Annotated in this window: 18 protein-coding genes; 17 read left to right on the top strand and 1 reads right to left on the bottom strand. The window is 42.7% G+C overall.

The window, feature by feature from the left end; translation table 11 throughout:
- Positions 1–22 precede the first annotated feature (22 nt).
- The 7 genes from HMPREF0850_RS09690 (at position 23) to deoD (ending at position 6,888) form a co-directional block, all read left to right on the top strand.
- The gene (locus HMPREF0850_RS09690; protein WP_000411165.1) at positions 23–952 is read left to right on the top strand and encodes a peptidase U32 family protein; all 930 of its coding nucleotides are present in this window, start codon (positions 23–25) and stop codon (positions 950–952) included.
- A gap of 105 nt (positions 953–1,057) precedes the next feature.
- A complete protein-coding gene (gene rpiA / locus HMPREF0850_RS09685; protein ID WP_000429275.1) occupies positions 1,058–1,741 on the top strand; it encodes a ribose-5-phosphate isomerase RpiA in 684 nt (227 codons plus the stop codon).
- A gap of 13 nt (positions 1,742–1,754) precedes the next feature.
- Positions 1,755–2,966 (top strand): phosphopentomutase, encoded by a 1,212-nt coding sequence (locus HMPREF0850_RS09680; protein WP_000033122.1) that lies wholly within the window; start codon positions 1,755–1,757, stop codon positions 2,964–2,966.
- 1 nt (position 2,967) lies between these two features.
- Positions 2,968–3,528: a DUF1697 domain-containing protein gene (locus HMPREF0850_RS09675; protein ID WP_009014018.1), complete on the top strand. Its 561-nt coding sequence runs from the start codon at positions 2,968–2,970 to the stop codon at positions 3,526–3,528.
- A complete protein-coding gene (locus HMPREF0850_RS09670; RefSeq protein WP_000576456.1) occupies positions 3,525–4,334 on the top strand; it encodes a purine-nucleoside phosphorylase in 810 nt (269 codons plus the stop codon). The genes HMPREF0850_RS09675 and HMPREF0850_RS09670 overlap by 4 nt, the downstream gene beginning before the upstream one ends.
- A 2-nt stretch (positions 4,335–4,336) precedes the next feature.
- Positions 4,337–5,620 carry a chloride channel protein gene (locus tag HMPREF0850_RS09665; protein ID WP_000904382.1) on the top strand — a complete coding sequence of 428 codons (1,284 nt, stop codon included), beginning with the start codon at positions 4,337–4,339 and terminating at the stop codon, positions 5,618–5,620.
- Between the two features lie 557 nt (positions 5,621–6,177).
- Positions 6,178–6,888: a purine-nucleoside phosphorylase gene (deoD, locus tag HMPREF0850_RS09660; protein ID WP_025168396.1), complete on the top strand. Its 711-nt coding sequence runs from the start codon at positions 6,178–6,180 to the stop codon at positions 6,886–6,888.
- Between the two features lie 33 nt (positions 6,889–6,921).
- Here deoD and pavA read toward each other — a convergent pair whose 3' ends face one another.
- The gene (gene pavA / locus HMPREF0850_RS09655; protein ID WP_000006736.1) at positions 6,922–8,577 is read right to left on the bottom strand and encodes an Rqc2 family fibronectin-binding protein PavA; all 1,656 of its coding nucleotides are present in this window, start codon (positions 8,575–8,577) and stop codon (positions 6,922–6,924) included.
- Positions 8,578–8,681: 104 nt separating this feature from the next.
- Here pavA and ybeY point away from each other — a divergent pair, with 104 nt between their 5' ends.
- From ybeY to smpB, 10 genes are all read left to right on the top strand, one after another.
- The gene (ybeY, locus tag HMPREF0850_RS09650) at positions 8,682–9,179 is read left to right on the top strand and encodes an rRNA maturation RNase YbeY (protein ID WP_000275171.1); all 498 of its coding nucleotides are present in this window, start codon (positions 8,682–8,684) and stop codon (positions 9,177–9,179) included.
- Positions 9,160–9,555, top strand: coding sequence for a diacylglycerol kinase family protein (locus HMPREF0850_RS09645; RefSeq protein ID WP_000378182.1), 396 nt, complete (start codon positions 9,160–9,162; stop codon positions 9,553–9,555). The genes ybeY and HMPREF0850_RS09645 overlap by 20 nt, the downstream gene beginning before the upstream one ends.
- A 16-nt stretch (positions 9,556–9,571) precedes the next feature.
- On the top strand, positions 9,572–10,471 hold the full coding sequence (gene era, locus HMPREF0850_RS09640; RefSeq protein WP_000143279.1) for a GTPase Era: 900 nt from the start codon (positions 9,572–9,574) through the stop codon (positions 10,469–10,471).
- 48 nt (positions 10,472–10,519) lie between these two features.
- On the top strand, positions 10,520–11,344 hold the full coding sequence (gene mutM / locus HMPREF0850_RS09635) for a DNA-formamidopyrimidine glycosylase (RefSeq protein WP_001114635.1): 825 nt from the start codon (positions 10,520–10,522) through the stop codon (positions 11,342–11,344).
- Entirely contained in the window at positions 11,344–11,949 is a 606-nt protein-coding gene (gene coaE / locus HMPREF0850_RS09630; RefSeq protein WP_000516166.1) for a dephospho-CoA kinase, read from the top strand. The genes mutM and coaE overlap by 1 nt, the downstream gene beginning before the upstream one ends.
- On the top strand, positions 11,936–13,144 hold the full coding sequence (locus tag HMPREF0850_RS09625) for a multidrug efflux MFS transporter (protein WP_001156308.1): 1,209 nt from the start codon (positions 11,936–11,938) through the stop codon (positions 13,142–13,144). Before coaE ends, HMPREF0850_RS09625 begins: the two co-directional genes overlap by 14 nt.
- Entirely contained in the window at positions 13,135–13,284 is a 150-nt protein-coding gene (gene rpmG, locus HMPREF0850_RS09620) for a 50S ribosomal protein L33 (protein ID WP_001809104.1), read from the top strand. The genes HMPREF0850_RS09625 and rpmG overlap by 10 nt, the downstream gene beginning before the upstream one ends.
- Before the next feature lie 39 nt (positions 13,285–13,323).
- Positions 13,324–13,557, top strand: a complete 234-nt coding sequence (secG, locus tag HMPREF0850_RS09615) for a preprotein translocase subunit SecG (protein ID WP_000282517.1) — start codon at positions 13,324–13,326, stop codon at positions 13,555–13,557.
- 95 nt (positions 13,558–13,652) lie between these two features.
- Positions 13,653–15,992 (top strand): ribonuclease R, encoded by a 2,340-nt coding sequence (gene rnr / locus HMPREF0850_RS09610; protein WP_000653275.1) that lies wholly within the window; start codon positions 13,653–13,655, stop codon positions 15,990–15,992.
- Positions 15,955–16,422, top strand: coding sequence for an SsrA-binding protein SmpB (gene smpB, locus HMPREF0850_RS09605; protein WP_001051742.1), 468 nt, complete (start codon positions 15,955–15,957; stop codon positions 16,420–16,422). Before rnr ends, smpB begins: the two co-directional genes overlap by 38 nt.

Here is a 16,422-nt window from a genome sequence, read left to right as displayed (position 1 = left end):
GAAATGTGGTATAATTTTTCTTATGGAAAAGATTATTATTACAGCAACTGCTGAAAGTATTGAACAAGTTGAACAGTTACTCGAAGCTGGCGTAGACCGTATCTACGCCGGTGAGAAAGATTTTGGTCTTCGTCTGCCAACAACCTTTAGTCATGACCAATTGCGTGAGATTGCTAAGTTGGTTCATGAAGCAGGCAAGGAACTGATTGTCGCGGTTAACGCCCTCATGCACCAAGATATGATGGACCGTATCAAGCCCTTCCTAGACTTCTTGGAAGAAATCAAGACAGACTATATTACAGTAGGAGATGCAGGTGTCTTTTACGTGGTAAACCGTGATGGCTATTCCTTCAAGACTATTTACGATGCTTCAACTATGGTGACAAGCAGTCGTCAGATTAACTTCTGGGGTCAAAAGGCAGGAGCTTCTGAGGCGGTTTTGGCGCGTGAAATTCCATCTGCTGAACTCTTTAAGATGCCAGAGATTTTGGAAATTCCTGCTGAAGTATTGGTTTATGGGGCTAGTGTCATTCACCATTCTAAGCGTCCGCTCTTGCAAAACTACTATAATTTTACGCATATCGATGATGAAAAGACGCGTAAGCGTGACCTCTTCTTGGCAGAACCAAGTGACCCAGAGAGCCATTATTCTATCTTTGAAGATAATCATGGTACTCATATTTTTGCCAACAATGACCTTGATTTGATGACCAAATTGACAGAATTGGTGGAGCATGGTTTTACCCATTGGAAGCTAGAAGGACTCTACACACCAGGTCAAAACTTTGTTGAGATTGCTAAACTCTTTATCCAAGCGCGTAGCTTGATTCAAGAGGGGAATTTCAGCCATGACCAAGCCTTCTTGTTAGATGAGGAAGTGCGCAAGTTACACCCTAAAAACCGTTTCCTCGATACAGGATTCTATGATTACGATCCTGATATGGTTAAATAGGACACGAAAACCCGAAATAAAAATGTTCGGGTTTTTCAAGTGTATTCATGAAATAAAAACGGATACATGTTATAATAAAAGTAGCTCTTTAATGGAGGTGTTTAAGTGGAGAATCTGAAAAAGATGGCAGGTATCAAGGCTGCTGAGTTTGTCAAGGATGGCATGGTAGTCGGACTTGGAACTGGATCAACTGCCTACTATTTCGTAGAAGAAATCGGTCGTCGGATTAAGGAAGAAGGTTTGCAGATTACTGCTGTGACGACTTCCAGTGTTACTAGTAAACAGGCCGAAGGTCTTAACATCCCGCTCAAGTCGATTGATCAAGTGGACTTTGTCGATGTGACAGTCGATGGAGCGGATGAAGTAGATAGCCAGTTTAATGGGATCAAAGGTGGTGGTGGTGCCCTTCTCATGGAGAAGGTTGTAGCGACACCATCAAAAGAATACATTTGGGTGGTTGATGAAAGCAAACTAGTAGAGAAACTAGGTGCTTTTAAATTGCCAGTAGAAGTGGTTCAGTATGGATCAGAACAGGTCTTTCGTCGGTTTGAGCGAGCTGGCTACAAGCCAAGTTTCCGTGAAAAAGACGGCCAACGTTTTGTGACCGATATGCAGAACTTTATCATTGATCTAGCCTTGGATGTCATTGAAGATCCAATTGCCTTCGGGCAAGAGTTGGACCATGTCGTTGGTGTCGTAGAGCACGGTTTATTCAACCAAATGGTGGATAAGGTCATCGTAGCGGGACGAGATGGGGTTCAGATTTTAACTTCAACAAAAGGGAAATAAAAGGAGACACACTATGTCAAAATTTAATCGTATTCACTTGGTAGTACTGGATTCTGTAGGAATCGGTGCTGCACCAGATGCCAATAACTTTGTCAATGCAGGAGTTCCAGATGGAGCTTCTGACACACTGGGACACATTTCAAAAACAGTTGGTTTGAATGTGCCAAACATGGCTAAAATCGGTCTAGGAAATATTCCTCGTGAAACACCGTTGAAGACCGTTCCAGCAGAAAGCAACCCAACAGGATATGCAACAAAATTGGAAGAAGTATCTCTTGGTAAGGATACCATGACTGGACACTGGGAAATTATGGGCCTTAACATTACAGAACCTTTCGATACTTTCTGGAACGGATTCCCAGAAGAAATCTTGACAAAAATCGAAGAATTTTCCGGACGCAAGGTCATTCGTGAAGCCAACAAACCATACTCAGGAACAGCTGTTATCGATGATTTTGGACCACGTCAGATGGAAACTGGGGAGTTGATTATCTATACTTCAGCTGACCCTGTTTTGCAGATTGCTGCCCACGAAGATATCATTCCTTTGGATGAACTGTATCGTATTTGTGAATACGCTCGTTCGATTACCCTTGAGCGTCCTGCTCTTCTAGGTCGTATCATTGCCCGTCCATATGTAGGTGAGCCTGGTAACTTCACTCGTACAGCAAACCGTCGTGACTTGGCTGTATCCCCATTTTCACCAACTGTTTTGGATAAATTGAACGAAGCTGGCATCGATACTTATGCTGTTGGTAAAATCAACGATATCTTTAACGGCGCTGGTATCAATCATGACATGGGCCACAACAAGTCAAACAGCCACGGAATTGATACATTATTGAAGACCATGGGACTTGCTGAGTTTGAAAAAGGATTCTCCTTCACAAACTTAGTTGACTTTGATGCTCTTTACGGCCACCGCCGCAATGCTCATGGTTACCGTGATTGCTTGCATGAGTTTGATGAACGCTTGCCTGAAATTATCGCAGCCATGAGAGAGGACGACCTTCTCTTGATTACTGCGGACCATGGAAATGACCCAACCTATGCAGGAACAGACCACACTCGTGAATATATTCCACTTTTGGCTTACAGTCCTTCCTTTAAAGGAAATGGTGTCATTCCAGTTGGACATTTTGCAGATATCTCAGCGACTGTTGCCGATAACTTTGGTGTTGAAACTGCCATGATTGGGGAAAGTTTCTTAGATAAATTGGTATAAGATGACGCGACACGCTTTACTGGTAAGGGGCATTAATGTTGGAGGGAAAAATAAGGTTGTCATGGCGGAGCTTCGTCAAGAACTGACAGAGTTGGGACTGGAAAAGGTTGAAACCTACATCAACAGTGGCAATATTTTCTTTACTTCGACAGTTCCCAAAACCCAATTGGTTGAAAAGTTAGAGACTTTCTTTGAAGTCCATTATCCATTTATTCAGAGCTTTTCTTTATTGAGTCAGGAAGATTATGAAGAAGAGCTGAAGAATCTGCCAGAATGGTGGACCAAAGATTTGGCACGAAAGGATGTCCTCTTTTACACGGAGGGCTTGGATGTGGCTCAAGTCATTGAGAAAGTTGAAAGTTTAGAACTGAAAGATGAAGTGGTTCAGTTTGGAAGACTTGGGATTTTCTGGGGGAAATTCTCTGAAGAATCTTACTATGCAACTGCCTATCATAAGTACTTGCTCAAGATGCCTTTCTACCGCCAAATCACCATTCGTAATGCTAAAACTTTTAACAAAATCGGTCAAATGTTAAAAAATAATAAAGGAGACACACAATGATATTTTTAGATAAAATCAATGAAACAGCTGCCTTCCTGAAAGACAAGGGAATCCAAGCACCTGAGTTCGGTCTAATCCTTGGATCAGGTCTGGGAGAACTTGCAGAAGAAATCGAAAATCCTGTTGTAGTAGACTATGCAGACATTCCAAACTGGGGCCGTTCGACAGTAGTCGGTCACGCTGGGAAATTGGTATATGGAGAACTTGCAGGTCGCAAGGTCTTGGCTCTTCAAGGTCGTTTCCATTTCTACGAAGGCAATCCTCTTGAAGTCGTGACTTTCCCAGTTCGTGTGATGAAAGTTCTCGGATGTGAAGGTGTCATTGTGACCAATGCAGCTGGTGGTATTGGCTATGGTCCTGGTACTTTGATGGCTATCTCAGACCATATCAACATGACGGGGCAGAATCCATTGATGGGTGAAAACTTGGATGATTTTGGTCCACGTTTCCCAGATATGTCTAAAGCCTACACTCCAGAATATCGTGCTACTGCCCATGAAGTGGCTAAGAAACTTGGTATCAAGCTTGATGAAGGTGTCTATATTGGTGTAACAGGTCCGACTTATGAAACACCTGCAGAGATTCGTGCCTATAAGACACTTGGAGCAGATGCAGTCGGTATGTCTACTGTTCCTGAAGTTATTGTGGCAGCTCACTCAGGCTTGAAAGTTCTCGGTATTTCATGTATTACTAACCATGCTGCTGGTTTCCAAGAAGAACTTAACCATGAAGAAGTTGTAGAAGTGACAGAGCGTGTCAAAGGTAACTTCAAAGGCTTGCTTAAAGCGATTCTTGCAGAATTGTAATCATGTTAATAGAATTGAGGAAAATTTTTCTAAAAATCCCTTATAATTTTAGATTATTCATAGCAGTAATTCTGCAAGGAATAGTTTCGGGTTTATCTGGTATATTTCTCCATTATCTTTTAGAGATGGTGGAGGAGCTAGCTTTTGGTCAGTCAGAGCACCATAGTCGATTTTTGACAGATGGAGTTTCCTCCTCACGGATAGGACTAAGTTTAATAATCGTGGGTCTTAGCTCGTCCTTAGTCTGGTACTTCTTGCAAAAAGGGTCGAAGATTTATTCCATCAAAGCTCAGATGAAGGATGAGACTTCACAATACAAGCTTCATTTTTTAAGACAGCTATTTCATTCAATTTGGCAGATTATTGCAGTTGGAGGGGGAGCGCCTATTGGCAAAGAAGCTGCGCCACGAGAGATTGGAACTCTATTTGCAGGGCCAATTGGAAAAATATGTATACTGTCTATGAAGGATCGCATCTTTCTCCTTGCTTGTGGTGCTGGTGCTGGTTTAGCGGCTGTCTATCAGGTTCCATTAACAAGTGTTTTCTTCGTTTTTGAGACTCTAGGAATTACTTTATCTATCAAGCGATTTGTCTTAGTCGGTTTGACTACCTATGTGTCAACCTATACAGCAGGATTGGTTATTTCAGATCATGCTCTCTACCATATTCCAGCTATTGCATGGTCATTAAAGGAAGTGTGGATTGTCCCTTTATTACTTCTCTTCTTAACCCCCCTAGCTTGGCTTTTTGGTTGTTTAAGTAAAGAAGTGTCTTCAAACAGGATAAAAGATAAACGAATACTTCTCACATTGCCCTCAGCTTTTCTTTTTCTTGTTGGTCTAGCAAGGTACTTTCCGCATCTACTTGGAAATGGACGCATGATGGCTCAGGAAATTTTAAATGGTAGCAGTGGTCAAACAGTGCTTCTCATGTTTTTCCTAAAAGCAGTGGTCGTTCTTATTATCCTTTGGGCAGGGGCCTATGGTGGTACTCTTACGCCATCTTTTGCCTTGGGGATGGCTGGAGCTGCCCTCTTGGGCATGATTCTAGGTTTGGACAGTCAGCCAACCGTTTTACTTTTGGGATCTGTTTGCTTTTTATCTGTGACCTTGAGGGCGCCCTGGTCTGCAACTGGATTGGTAATAGGTTTCACTGGGTTAGGTTTAGATTCTCTTCCGTATCTTTTAGTAACTGCTTTCCTAGCTTATGGTTTTGCAAAAGTGTTAGATCGCTTTCCTTGGGCTAGCATACTGTGTAAGATGTCAAAGAATAAAGTAATTAGGTAGGAAATACCCGTTTCTTCTAATCAAGGATTTATCTTAAAAGATTAAAAACTATTGTCAGTTTATCAATAACTGTTTTAAATAAAAATGTAGTAGGCTTATCGGAGTTATGATTGAATACGATTTTGCCTAGCTATGAAATATAAAAATAAAAAAGAAAGGTAGAGTGAAGTGTTCTGATTTGAACACGAGCGGAAAACTTTTCTAAAAACATTGAAAGGTAGGGTAGTTTGGTTTTGAATTGAACCCGTGCTATTCTCCTATTTGTCATCAAAATTAAGAAAGAAAGGAATTGAACCCACCCTAAAAGCAGTGGGAAAAAGATAGTTGGTCTAGCGAGCATCGCTCACTGCGCCCAACTCCTATTTTCCCTTTGCTTTTTGACGGGTTTGGTATCTTTCTAAATATCAAATATAAATTAAAGAAAGGTTGGGCTCCCGTATTTGCTGAACTGAATACGGGCGGAGAACTGTGTAAAAAAGATAAACTGTCTAGCATCTGCGATGCGTCGTCAGTTTCCTATTTTTACTTTGTTCTCTGTCGCCCTTTATATCTTAACTATGTCTATCCATATTGCTGCTAAGCAGGGTGAAATTGCTGATAAAATTCTTCTTCCGGGGGATCCTCTTCGTGCGAAGTTTATTGCGGAGAACTTCCTTGAAGATGCTGTTTGTTTTAATGAAGTGCGTAACATGTTTGGCTACACTGGTACTTACAAGGGTCACCGTGTATCTGTCATGGGAACTGGGATGGGGATGCCATCCATTTCGATTTATGCGCGTGAGTTGATTGTGGACTACGGTGTGAAGAAATTGATCCGTGTGGGAACTGCTGGTTCTTTGAATGAAGATGTCCACGTACGTGAATTGGTCTTGGCGCAAGCAGCTGCAACCAACTCAAACATCATTCGCAATGACTGGCCACAGTATGATTTCCCACAAATCGCTAGCTTTGATTTGCTAGACAAGGCCTACCATATCGCCAAAAAACTTGGTATGACGACGCACGTTGGGAACGTTTTGTCTTCCGATGTCTTTTACTCAAACTACTTTGAGAAGAACATAGAGCTTGGTAAATGGGGAGTCAAGGCTGTGGAAATGGAAGCAGCAGCGCTTTACTATCTTGCTGCCCAACACCACGTTGATGCACTTGCTATCATGACCATTTCTGATAGTTTGGTCAATCCAGATGAAGACACCACTGCAGAAGAACGCCAAAACACCTTCACCGATATGATGAAGGTTGGTTTGGAAACCTTGATTGCAGAGTAAATTTTTAATAGAAAATCCTGATTTCAAGTGGAATCAGAATTTTTTCATAGATGCGATTTTTTCTGGATCTGGTGTAACGCGGAGGGTCTTTTGTCCTGTGTAGGTTACAAAACCGGGTTTGCCACCAGTTGGTTTGTTGAGTTTTTTGATTTCTATCATGTCTACTTGAACTAGATTAGACAGGCGCCCTTTGGAGAAGTAGGCAGCTAGCTCCGCTGCATCTGTCTTGACTTCGTCAGAAGGATTGAGATTTCCTGAGATGACGACATGACTTCCAGGAATGTCCTTGGCATGGAACCAAAGTTCCTCCTTTCGGGCCATTTTAAAGGTCAATTCCTCATTTTGCAGGTTGTTTCGTCCAACATAGATAATGGTCTTGCCATCGCTCGCCAGATACTGTTCTGGTTTTTTGCGTTTCTGGATTTTCTCGCGTTGGCGTCTTCTAATGAAGCCTGTTTGGATCAATTCTTCACGGATTTCAGCGATTTCCTCCAGCCCTGCTTGGTGGAGAACAGTCTCCACACTTTCCAGATAGAGAATGGTTGCCTTGGTTTCTTCAATCAACTCAGTCAAGTATTTGACAGCTTCTTTTAGCTTCTGGTAACGTTTAAAATAGCGTTGGGCATTCTGGCTGGGAGTTAGTGCCTTATCAAGCGCAATCGTGATAGGTTGATTGGTGTAGTAGTTGTCTAGGATAACCTGATCTTGGTCATTAGGCACTTGGTGGAGGAAGGTTGTCAACAATTCTCCTTTTTGGCGAAATTCCTCAGCGTTGTCTGTCGCTAGTAACTCTTTTTCTTGTTTTTTTAGCTTATGTCGATTTTTCTGAAGTTCATTTTCAACACGGCGAATGAGCTCACTGGCTTGCTGTTTGACGCGATCGCGCTCTGCCTTATCTTTGTAATAGGTATCCAGAAGATCAGAGAGACTGGCAAAAGGCTCTCCCACCTGATTTGCAAAAGGAACTGGGCTGAAAGAAGTCTCCGTTAGGAAAGGCTTGGTTTCTTGCCCGAAGAAGTTTCGGAAAGTAGACAGTTTATCACTGACAAGAATGTTTTCCAATTCATTTGCCGTATCACGTCCTAGACCTTGAAAGAGACTTTGAAGATTTTTTGCTGTTAGTTCCTGTGTTTGCAGGATTTCAAAGAGCTTTTCATCCTTGACGGTAAATGGATTGAGAGACTCGGTACTTGGCGGAGCGATATAGGTCGAACCTGGAAGTAAGGTACGGTAGCTATTTTGTGAAAAGCCGACGTGTTTGATGACTTCGAGGATTTTATGGCTACTTTTATCGACAAGGAGAATATTGCTGTGTTTGCCCATGATCTCGATAATCAAGGTAGCTTGGATATGATCTCCAATTTCGTTTTTATTGGAAACCGTGATTTCCACAATACGGTCATTTTCCACTTGCTCAATCGACTCAATCAGGGCACCCTGCAAATACTTCCTCAAAACCATGATAAAGGTAGAAGGTTGGGCTGGATTTTCAAAGGTCGTTTGGGTTAGCTGAATGCGTCCAAAAACGGGATGAGCAGAGAGGAGCAGGCGATGGCTTTGGCGATTGCTGCGGATTTGCAAGACCAATTCTTGTTCAAAAGGTTGATTGATTTTCTGGATGCGACCATTGACTAACTCTCTTCGCAATTCCTCAATCATGTGGTGTAAAAAAAATCCGTCAAATGACATCGTTCTCTCCTTGTGATTGTATTCCATAGTATTATATCAAAAAGGTAGGATAAAATCATGGAAATGTGGTATAATAAAGCCAAGTAAAGAGAATCGAGAAGTACATGTATATTGAAATGGTAGATGAAACTGGTCAAGTTTCACAAGAAATCTTGCAACAAACCCAAGAAATTTTGGAATTTGCAGCCCAAAAGATAGGAAAAGAAGACAAGGAGATGGCAGTCACTTTTGTGACCAACGAGCGTAGCCACGAACTCAACCTCGAGTACCGTGATACGGATCGTCCGACAGATGTCATCAGCCTTGAGTATAAGCCAGAGTTGGACATTGCCTTTGACGAAGAGGATTTGCTTGAAAATCCTGAATTGGCAGAGATGATGTCTGAGTTTGATGCCTATATTGGGGAACTGTTCATCTCTATCGATAAAGCGTATGAGCAGGCTGAGGAATACGGCCACAGCTTTGAGCGTGAGATGGGCTTCTTGGCAGTACACGGCTTTTTACATATCAACGGCTATGATCACTACACTCCGGAAGAAGAAGCGGAGATGTTCGGTTTACAAGAAGAAATTTTGACAGCCTATGGACTCACAAGACAATAAACGAAAATGGAAAAATCGTGACCTGGTATCTAGTTTAGAATTTGCTCTTACAGGAATTCTGACTGCTTTCAAGGAAGAACGCAATATGCGAAAACATGCAGTGACGGCTCTAGTAGTTATCCTTGCAGGTTTTGTTTTTCAGGTGTCACGAATTGAATGGCTCTTTCTCCTAATGAGCATTTTCTTGGTAGTAGCCTTTGAAATTATTAATTCTGCTATTGAAAATGTGGTGGATTTAGCCAGTCACTATCACTTTTCTATGTTGGCAAAGAAAGCCAAGGACATGGCAGCAGGTGCCGTGCTTGTGGTTTCTCTTCTTGCTGCAGTGATTGGTGCACTTATCTTTCTCCCACGCATTTGGGATATACTATTTTAAACAGTAAGAGGAAATTATGACATTTAAATCAGGCTTTGTAGCCATTTTAGGACGTCCCAATGTTGGGAAGTCAACCTTTTTGAATCACGTCATGGGGCAAAAGATTGCCATTATGAGTGACAAGGCGCAGACAACGCGCAATAAAATCATGGGGATTTACACAACGGATAAGGAGCAAATCGTCTTTATTGATACGCCAGGGATTCACAAGCCAAAAACAGCTCTTGGAGATTTCATGGTGGAATCAGCCTACAGCACCCTTCGTGAAGTGGATACTGTTCTCTTCATGGTGCCAGCTGATGAGCCACGTGGTAAGGGCGACGACATGATTATCGAGCGTCTGAAAGCAGCCAAGGTTCCTGTCATTTTGGTGGTGAATAAGATTGATAAGGTTCATCCTGATCAGCTCTTGGCTCAGATTGATGACTTCCGTAACCAGATGGACTTTAAGGAGATTGTTCCTATCTCAGCCCTTCAGGGAAATAACGTATCTCGTCTGGTGGATATTTTGAGTGAAAATCTGGAGGAAGGTTTCCAGTATTTCCCATCTGATCAAATCACAGATCACCCTGAGCGTTTCTTGGTTTCAGAAATGATTCGTGAGAAGGTTCTTCATTTAACGCGTGAAGAGATTCCTCACTCAGTTGCCGTAGTGGTCGACTCTATGAAGCGTGATGAAGAGACAGATAAGGTTCATATCCGTGCAACCATCATGGTTGAGCGCGATAGTCAAAAAGGGATTATCATCGGAAAAGGTGGCACCATGCTCAAGAAAATTGGGAGTCTGGCCCGTCGTGATATCGAACTCATGCTAGGGGACAAGGTCTTCCTAGAAACTTGGGTCAAGGTCAAGAAAAACTGGCGTGATAAAAAGCTAGATTTGGCTGACTTTGGCTATAATGAAAAAGAATACTAAGTAGAGGTGGGCTCATGCCTGCTTCTTGTTTTTACAGAAGGAGGAACTATGCCTGAATTACCTGAGGTTGAAACGGTTCGTCGTGGCTTAGAAAAATTGATTTTGGGAAAGAGGATTTCTAGCCTAGAGATTCGTTATCCCAAGATGATTAAGACAGATTTGGAAGAGTTTCAAAAGGAATTGCCTGGTCAGATTATAGAGTCAATGGGACGCCGTGGTAAGTATTTGCTTTTTTACTTAACAGATAAGGTCTTGATTTCCCATCTGCGGATGGAGGGCAAGTATTTTTACTATCCGGACCAGGTTCCTGAACGCAAGCATGCCCATGTTTTCTTCCAGTTTGAGGATGGCGGCACTCTTGTATATGAGGACGTACGCAAGTTTGGTACCATGGAACTCTTGGTGCCAGACCTTTTGGAAGCCTACTTTATTTCTAAGAAACTAGGCCCTGAGCCCAAAGATCAGGACTTTGATTTGCAGGTCTTTCAAGCTGCCCTAGCCAAATCTAAAAAACCTATCAAATCCCATCTCCTAGACCAAACCTTGGTAGCTGGCCTTGGCAATATCTATGTGGATGAGGTCCTCTGGCGAGCACAGGTCCATCCAGCTCGATCTTCTCAGAGTTTAACAGCAGAAGAAGCGTCAGCTATTCATGACCAGACCATTGCTGTTTTGAGACAGGCAGTTGAAAAGGGCGGTTCCACCATTCGAACCTATACCAATGCCTTTGGGGAAGACGGAACCATGCAGGATTTTCATCAAGTTTATGATAAGGCTGGTCAAGAGTGTTCACGCTGTGGCACCCTCATTGAGAAAATCCAGCTCGGTGGACGAGGAACTCATTTTTGTCCTCAGTGTCAAAGGAGGGGCTGATGGGAAAAATCATCGGAATCACAGGAGGAATTGCCTCTGGGAAGTCAACAGTGACAAATTTTCTAAGAGAAAAAGGCTTTCAAGTGGTGGATGCTGATGCAGTCGTCCACCAGTTACAAAGACCTGATGGTCGTCTTTATCAGCTCTTAGTTCAGCACTTTGGGCAGGAAATTATCTTAGAAAATGGAGAACTCAATCGCCCTCTCCTGGCTAGTCTCATCTTCTCAAACCCTGAAGAGCAAGAATGGTCTAAGCAAACCCAAGGAGAGATTATTCGTGAGGAATTGGCTGCACTGAGAGACCAGTTAGCCCAGACAGAAGCGATATTTTTCATGGATATTCCTCTGCTTTTTGAGCAGAACTACGCCAACTGGTTTGATGAAACATGGCTGGTCTATGTGAACCGTGATGTTCAGGTGGAACGTTTCATGAAACGGGATCAACTTTCTAAAGAAGTAGCGGAGTCGCGTCTGGCAGTCCAGTGGTCTTTAGAAGAAAAGAAAAAATTGGCGAGTCGTATACTAGATAATAATGGCAGTCGTGATCAGCTTGTGGGTCAAGTAGTGAAGTTACTTGAAGGAGGCGATAGCTGTGCAAGAGATTAGTTGGAAAGAGAATCTTCGTGTCGCCTGGTTCGGTAGTTTTTTAACGGGAGCCAGTATTTCCTTGGTCGTACCTTTTATGCCTATCTTTGTAGAGCAGTTGGGAATCGAGAGCGACCAAGTTGCTTTCTATGCTGGATTAGCCATCTCAGTTTCGGCTGTTTCAGCAGCTCTAGTTTCTCCTATCTGGGGTATTCTTGCTGACAAGTACGGTCGAAAGCCCATGATGATTCGAGCTGGCCTTGCCATGACCATCACCATGGGAGGCTTGGCCTTTGTTCCAAATATCTATTGGTTAATCTTTCTTAGATTACTAAATGGCGTATTTACAGGTTTCGTACCGAATGCGACAGCTTTAATAGCCAGTCAAGTCCCCAAGGATAAGTCTGGCTATGCTTTGGGGACTCTATCAACAGGTGTTGTTGCAGGAACCCTAACCGGCCCCTTTGTAGGTGGCTTGATTGCTGAAATTTTTGGGATTCGTAACGTCTTTTTATTGGTGGGTGCCTTCCTATTTTTAGCTGCAATCCTAACCATTTTCTTTATCAAGGAAGATTTTCAACCAGTAGCCAAGGAGAAGGCTATCCCAACAAAAGAGTTGTTTAGTTCTATTAAACACTCTCATCTTTTGATTAACTTGTTTTTAACCAGCTTTGTCATTCAATTTTCAGCTCAATCAATTGGTCCTATCCTGGCTCTCTATGTGCGGGACTTAGGGCAGACTGAAAATCTCCTCTTTGTATCGGGCTTGATCGTATCCAGTATGGGATTTTCTAGCATGATGAGTGCTGGAGTGATGGGAAAACTAGGAGATAAGGTGGGAAATCATAGACTTTTAGTTGCAGCGCAGATTTATTCAGTCATCATTTACCTTCTTTGTGCCCATGCAACCAGCCCCCTTCAACTTGGCTTGTATCGTTTTCTCTTTGGTTTGGGAACGGGTGCTCTGATACCAGGGGTCAATGCTCTTCTCAGCAAAATGACTCCAAAATCAGGTATTTCAAGAATTTTTGCCTTTAACCAAGTCTTTTTCTACCTTGGGGGTGTTGTTGGTCCCATGACTGGTTCAGCAGTAGCAGGGCAATTCGGCTACCACTCTGTTTTTTATGCGACAGCAGCCTGTGTGGCTCTTAGTTGTTTATACAACTTAGTTCAATTTAGATCATTATTAAAAGTAAAGGAAATCTCGTGCGAGTAAAAATTAATCTCAAATGCTCCTCTTGTGGCAGTATTAATTACCTAACCAGTAAAAACTCCAAAACCCATCCAGACAAGATTGAGGTTTTAAAGTATTGTCCCAAAGAAAGAAAAGTAACCCTACATCTTGAATCTAAGTAGAATTTATGGTAAAATAATAGGGATTTTAAGGAGTTTGATATGTACAACCTATTATTAACCATTTTATTAGTATTATCTGTTGTGATTGTGATTGCGATTTTCATGCAACCAACTAAGAACCAATCCAGCAATGTATTTGATGCCAGCTCAGGTGATTTGTTTGAACGTAGTAAAGCGCGTGGTTTTGAAGCTGTGATGCAACGTTTGACAGGTATTTTAGTCTTTTTCTGGCTAGCCATTGCCTTAGCATTGACGGTATTATCAAGTAGATAAGAAATGGGCGAGACTAGATCTTAGCCTATTTTTATTTTTAATGACACTTCTAAAGTTATCAATCAAAAGAAATTATAAAAATCTAGAAAGAAAACATGAAAGACAAAATTAAAGAATATTTGCAAGAGAAGGGGCGAGTGACGGTAAATGATCTAGCTCAGGCTCTCGGAAAGGATGGGTCCAAGGATTTCCGTGAGTTGATTAAAACCCTGTCTCTGATGGAAAGAAAGCACCAGATTCGCTTTGAAGATGATGGCAGTTTATGTCTGGACCAAAAGAAGAAACATGAAATTACCCTCAAAGGGATTTTTCATGCCCATAAAAATGGCTTTGGCTTTGTCAGTCTAGAAGGTGAGGAGGACGACCTTTTTGTAGGAAAAAATGATGTCAACTATGCCATTGATGGCGATACCGTTGAGGTGGTCATCAAGAAAGTCGCTGACCGTAATAAAGGAACAGCAGCCGAAGCCAAAATTATCGATATTCTAGAACACAGTTTGACAACCGTTGTCGGTCAAATCGTTCTAGATCAGGAAAAGCCCAAGTATGCGGGTTACATTCGTTCAAAAAATCAGAAAATCAACCAATCCATCTATGTTAAGAAACCAGCTATCAAGTTGGAAGGGACAGAAGTTCTCAAGGTCTTTATCGACAAATATCCAAGTAAGAAACACGATTTCTTTGTCGCTAGTGTACTGGATGTAGTAGGACACTCGACAGATGCTGGGATTGATGTCCTTGAAGTCTTGGAGTCCATGGATATTGTTTCAGAATTTCCAGAGGCTGTTTTAAAGGAAGCGGAAAGTGTGCCTGATGCTCCCACAGAAAAGGATATGGAAGGACGTCTTGATTTGAGAGGTGAGCTTACCTTTACCATTGACGGCGCGGATGCCAAGGACCTGGACGACGCAGTTCACATCAAGCCTTTGAAAAATGGCAATATCGAACTCGGAGTTCACATCGCGGATGTTTCCTACTATGTGACTGAGGGTTCTGCCCTTGACAAGGAAGCTCTTAACCGTGCGACTTCTGTCTATGTAACAGACCGAGTGGTTCCAATGCTTCCAGAGCGTTTGTCAAATGGCATCTGCTCTCTCAATCCTCAAGTTGACCGCCTGACCCAGTCTGCTATTATGGAAATTGATAAACATGGTCGTGTAGTCAACTACACTATCACACAAACGGTTATTAAGACTAGTTTCCGTATGACCTATAGTGCTGTTAATGATATTCTAGCTGGTGACGAGGAGAAGAGACAAGAGTTTAAGAAAATTGTTCCTAGTATCGAGCTCATGGCCAAGCTTCATGAAAGGCTAGAAAGCATGCGTGAGAAACGTGGAGCTCTCAATTTTGATACCAGCGAAGCTAAGATTTTGGTGGATAAAAAAGGCAAGCCTGTGGATATTGTTCTTCGTCAGCGTGGTGTTGCCGAGCGGATGATCGAGTCCTTCATGTTGATTGCCAATGAAACGGTTGCCGAGCACTTTAGCAAGCTGGATCTACCTTTTATCTATCGGATTCACGAGGAGCCTAAGGCTGAAAAAGTTCAGAAGTTTATTGATTACGCTTCTAGTTTTGGTTTGCGAATTTATGGAACTGCCAGTGAGATTAGCCAGGAGGCGCTTCAAGACATCATGCGTGCTGTTGAGGGGGAACCCTATGCGGATGTATTGTCCATGATGCTTCTTCGTTCCATGCAGCAAGCTCGCTATTCAGAGCACAATCACGGTCACTATGGTCTTGCTGCTGATTATTATACTCACTTTACCAGTCCGATTCGCCGTTATCCTGACCTCCTTGTTCACCGTATGATTCGGGACTATGGGCGTTCTAAGGAAGTAGCAGAGCATTTTGAGCAAGTGATTCCAGAGATTGCGACCCAGTCTTCCAACCGTGAACGTCGTGCCATCGAGGCTGAGCGTGAAGTCGAAGCCATGAAAAAGGCTGAGTATATGGAAGAATACGTGGGAGAAGAGTACGATGCAGTTGTATCCAGCATCGTCAAATTCGGTCTCTTTGTTGAATTGCCAAATACAGTCGAAGGCTTAATTCACATCACTAATTTGCCTGAATTTTATCATTTCAACGAGCGTGACTTGACACTCCGTGGGGAGAAATCGGGCATAACCTTCCGTGTAGGACAGCAGATTCGCATTCGAGTTGAAAGAGCCGATAAGATGACGGGCGAGATTGACTTTTCTTATATCCCAAGTGAGTTTGATGTGATTGAGAAGGGCTTGAAACAGTCTAGTCGTAGTGACAGAGGGCGTGGTTCAAATCGTCGTTCAGATAAGAAGGAAGATAAGAGAAAATCAGGACGCTCAAATGATAAGCGCAAGCATTCACAAAAAGACAAGAAACCTTTTTACAAGGAAGTAGCTAAGAAAGGAGCCAAGCATGGCAAAGGGCGAGGGAAAGGTCGTCGCACAAAATAAAAAAGCACACCACGACTATACAATCGTAGATACGCTAGAGGCAGGAATGGTCCTGACCGGAACTGAAATCAAGAGCGTTCGAGCTGCTCGAATCAATCTCAAGGACGGTTTTGCTCAGGTAAAAAATGGGGAAGTCTGGCTGAGCAATGTTCATATCGCCCCTTACGAAGAGGGTAATATCTGGAACCAGGAACCTGAACGCCGTCGTAAACTCCTGCTCCATAAGAAGCAAATTCAAAAATTGGAACAGGAAACTAAAGGGACAGGGATGACCCTTGTTCCCCTCAAAGTCTATATCAAAGATGGCTACGCCAAGCTTCTTTTAGGACTTGCCAAAGGGAAACATGACTATGACAAACGCGAATCCATCAAGCGACGTGAACAAAACCGCGACATCGCGCGTGTGATGAAAGCTGTCAACCAGCGTTAA

It is taken from the genome of Streptococcus sp. M143, from assembly GCF_000162495.1.
Taxonomy (GTDB): Bacteria; Bacillota; Bacilli; order Lactobacillales; family Streptococcaceae; genus Streptococcus; species Streptococcus dentisani.
Note: the sequence above shows the minus strand (reverse complement) of the source record. Positions and strands in the feature narration are given on the sequence as shown.

Coding starts and splice junctions, on each gene's coding strand:
- HMPREF0850_RS09690 (WP_000411165.1), top strand. CDS start 23: ATGGAAAAGATTATTATTACAGCAACTGCTGAAAGTATTGAACAAGTT.
- HMPREF0850_RS09680 (WP_000033122.1), top strand. CDS start 1,755: ATGTCAAAATTTAATCGTATTCACTTGGTAGTACTGGATTCTGTAGGA.
- HMPREF0850_RS09675 (WP_009014018.1), top strand. CDS start 2,968: ATGACGCGACACGCTTTACTGGTAAGGGGCATTAATGTTGGAGGGAAA.
- HMPREF0850_RS09670 (WP_000576456.1), top strand. CDS start 3,525: ATGATATTTTTAGATAAAATCAATGAAACAGCTGCCTTCCTGAAAGAC.
- HMPREF0850_RS09665 (WP_000904382.1), top strand. CDS start 4,337: ATGTTAATAGAATTGAGGAAAATTTTTCTAAAAATCCCTTATAATTTT.
- deoD (WP_025168396.1), top strand. CDS start 6,178: ATGTCTATCCATATTGCTGCTAAGCAGGGTGAAATTGCTGATAAAATT.
- pavA (WP_000006736.1), bottom strand. CDS start 8,577: ATGTCATTTGACGGATTTTTTTTACACCACATGATTGAGGAATTGCGA.
- ybeY (WP_000275171.1), top strand. CDS start 8,682: ATGTATATTGAAATGGTAGATGAAACTGGTCAAGTTTCACAAGAAATC.
- HMPREF0850_RS09645 (WP_000378182.1), top strand. CDS start 9,160: ATGGACTCACAAGACAATAAACGAAAATGGAAAAATCGTGACCTGGTA.
- era (WP_000143279.1), top strand. CDS start 9,572: ATGACATTTAAATCAGGCTTTGTAGCCATTTTAGGACGTCCCAATGTT.
- mutM (WP_001114635.1), top strand. CDS start 10,520: ATGCCTGAATTACCTGAGGTTGAAACGGTTCGTCGTGGCTTAGAAAAA.
- coaE (WP_000516166.1), top strand. CDS start 11,344: ATGGGAAAAATCATCGGAATCACAGGAGGAATTGCCTCTGGGAAGTCA.
- secG (WP_000282517.1), top strand. CDS start 13,324: ATGTACAACCTATTATTAACCATTTTATTAGTATTATCTGTTGTGATT.
- rnr (WP_000653275.1), top strand. CDS start 13,653: ATGAAAGACAAAATTAAAGAATATTTGCAAGAGAAGGGGCGAGTGACG.
- smpB (WP_001051742.1), top strand. CDS start 15,955: ATGGCAAAGGGCGAGGGAAAGGTCGTCGCACAAAATAAAAAAGCACAC.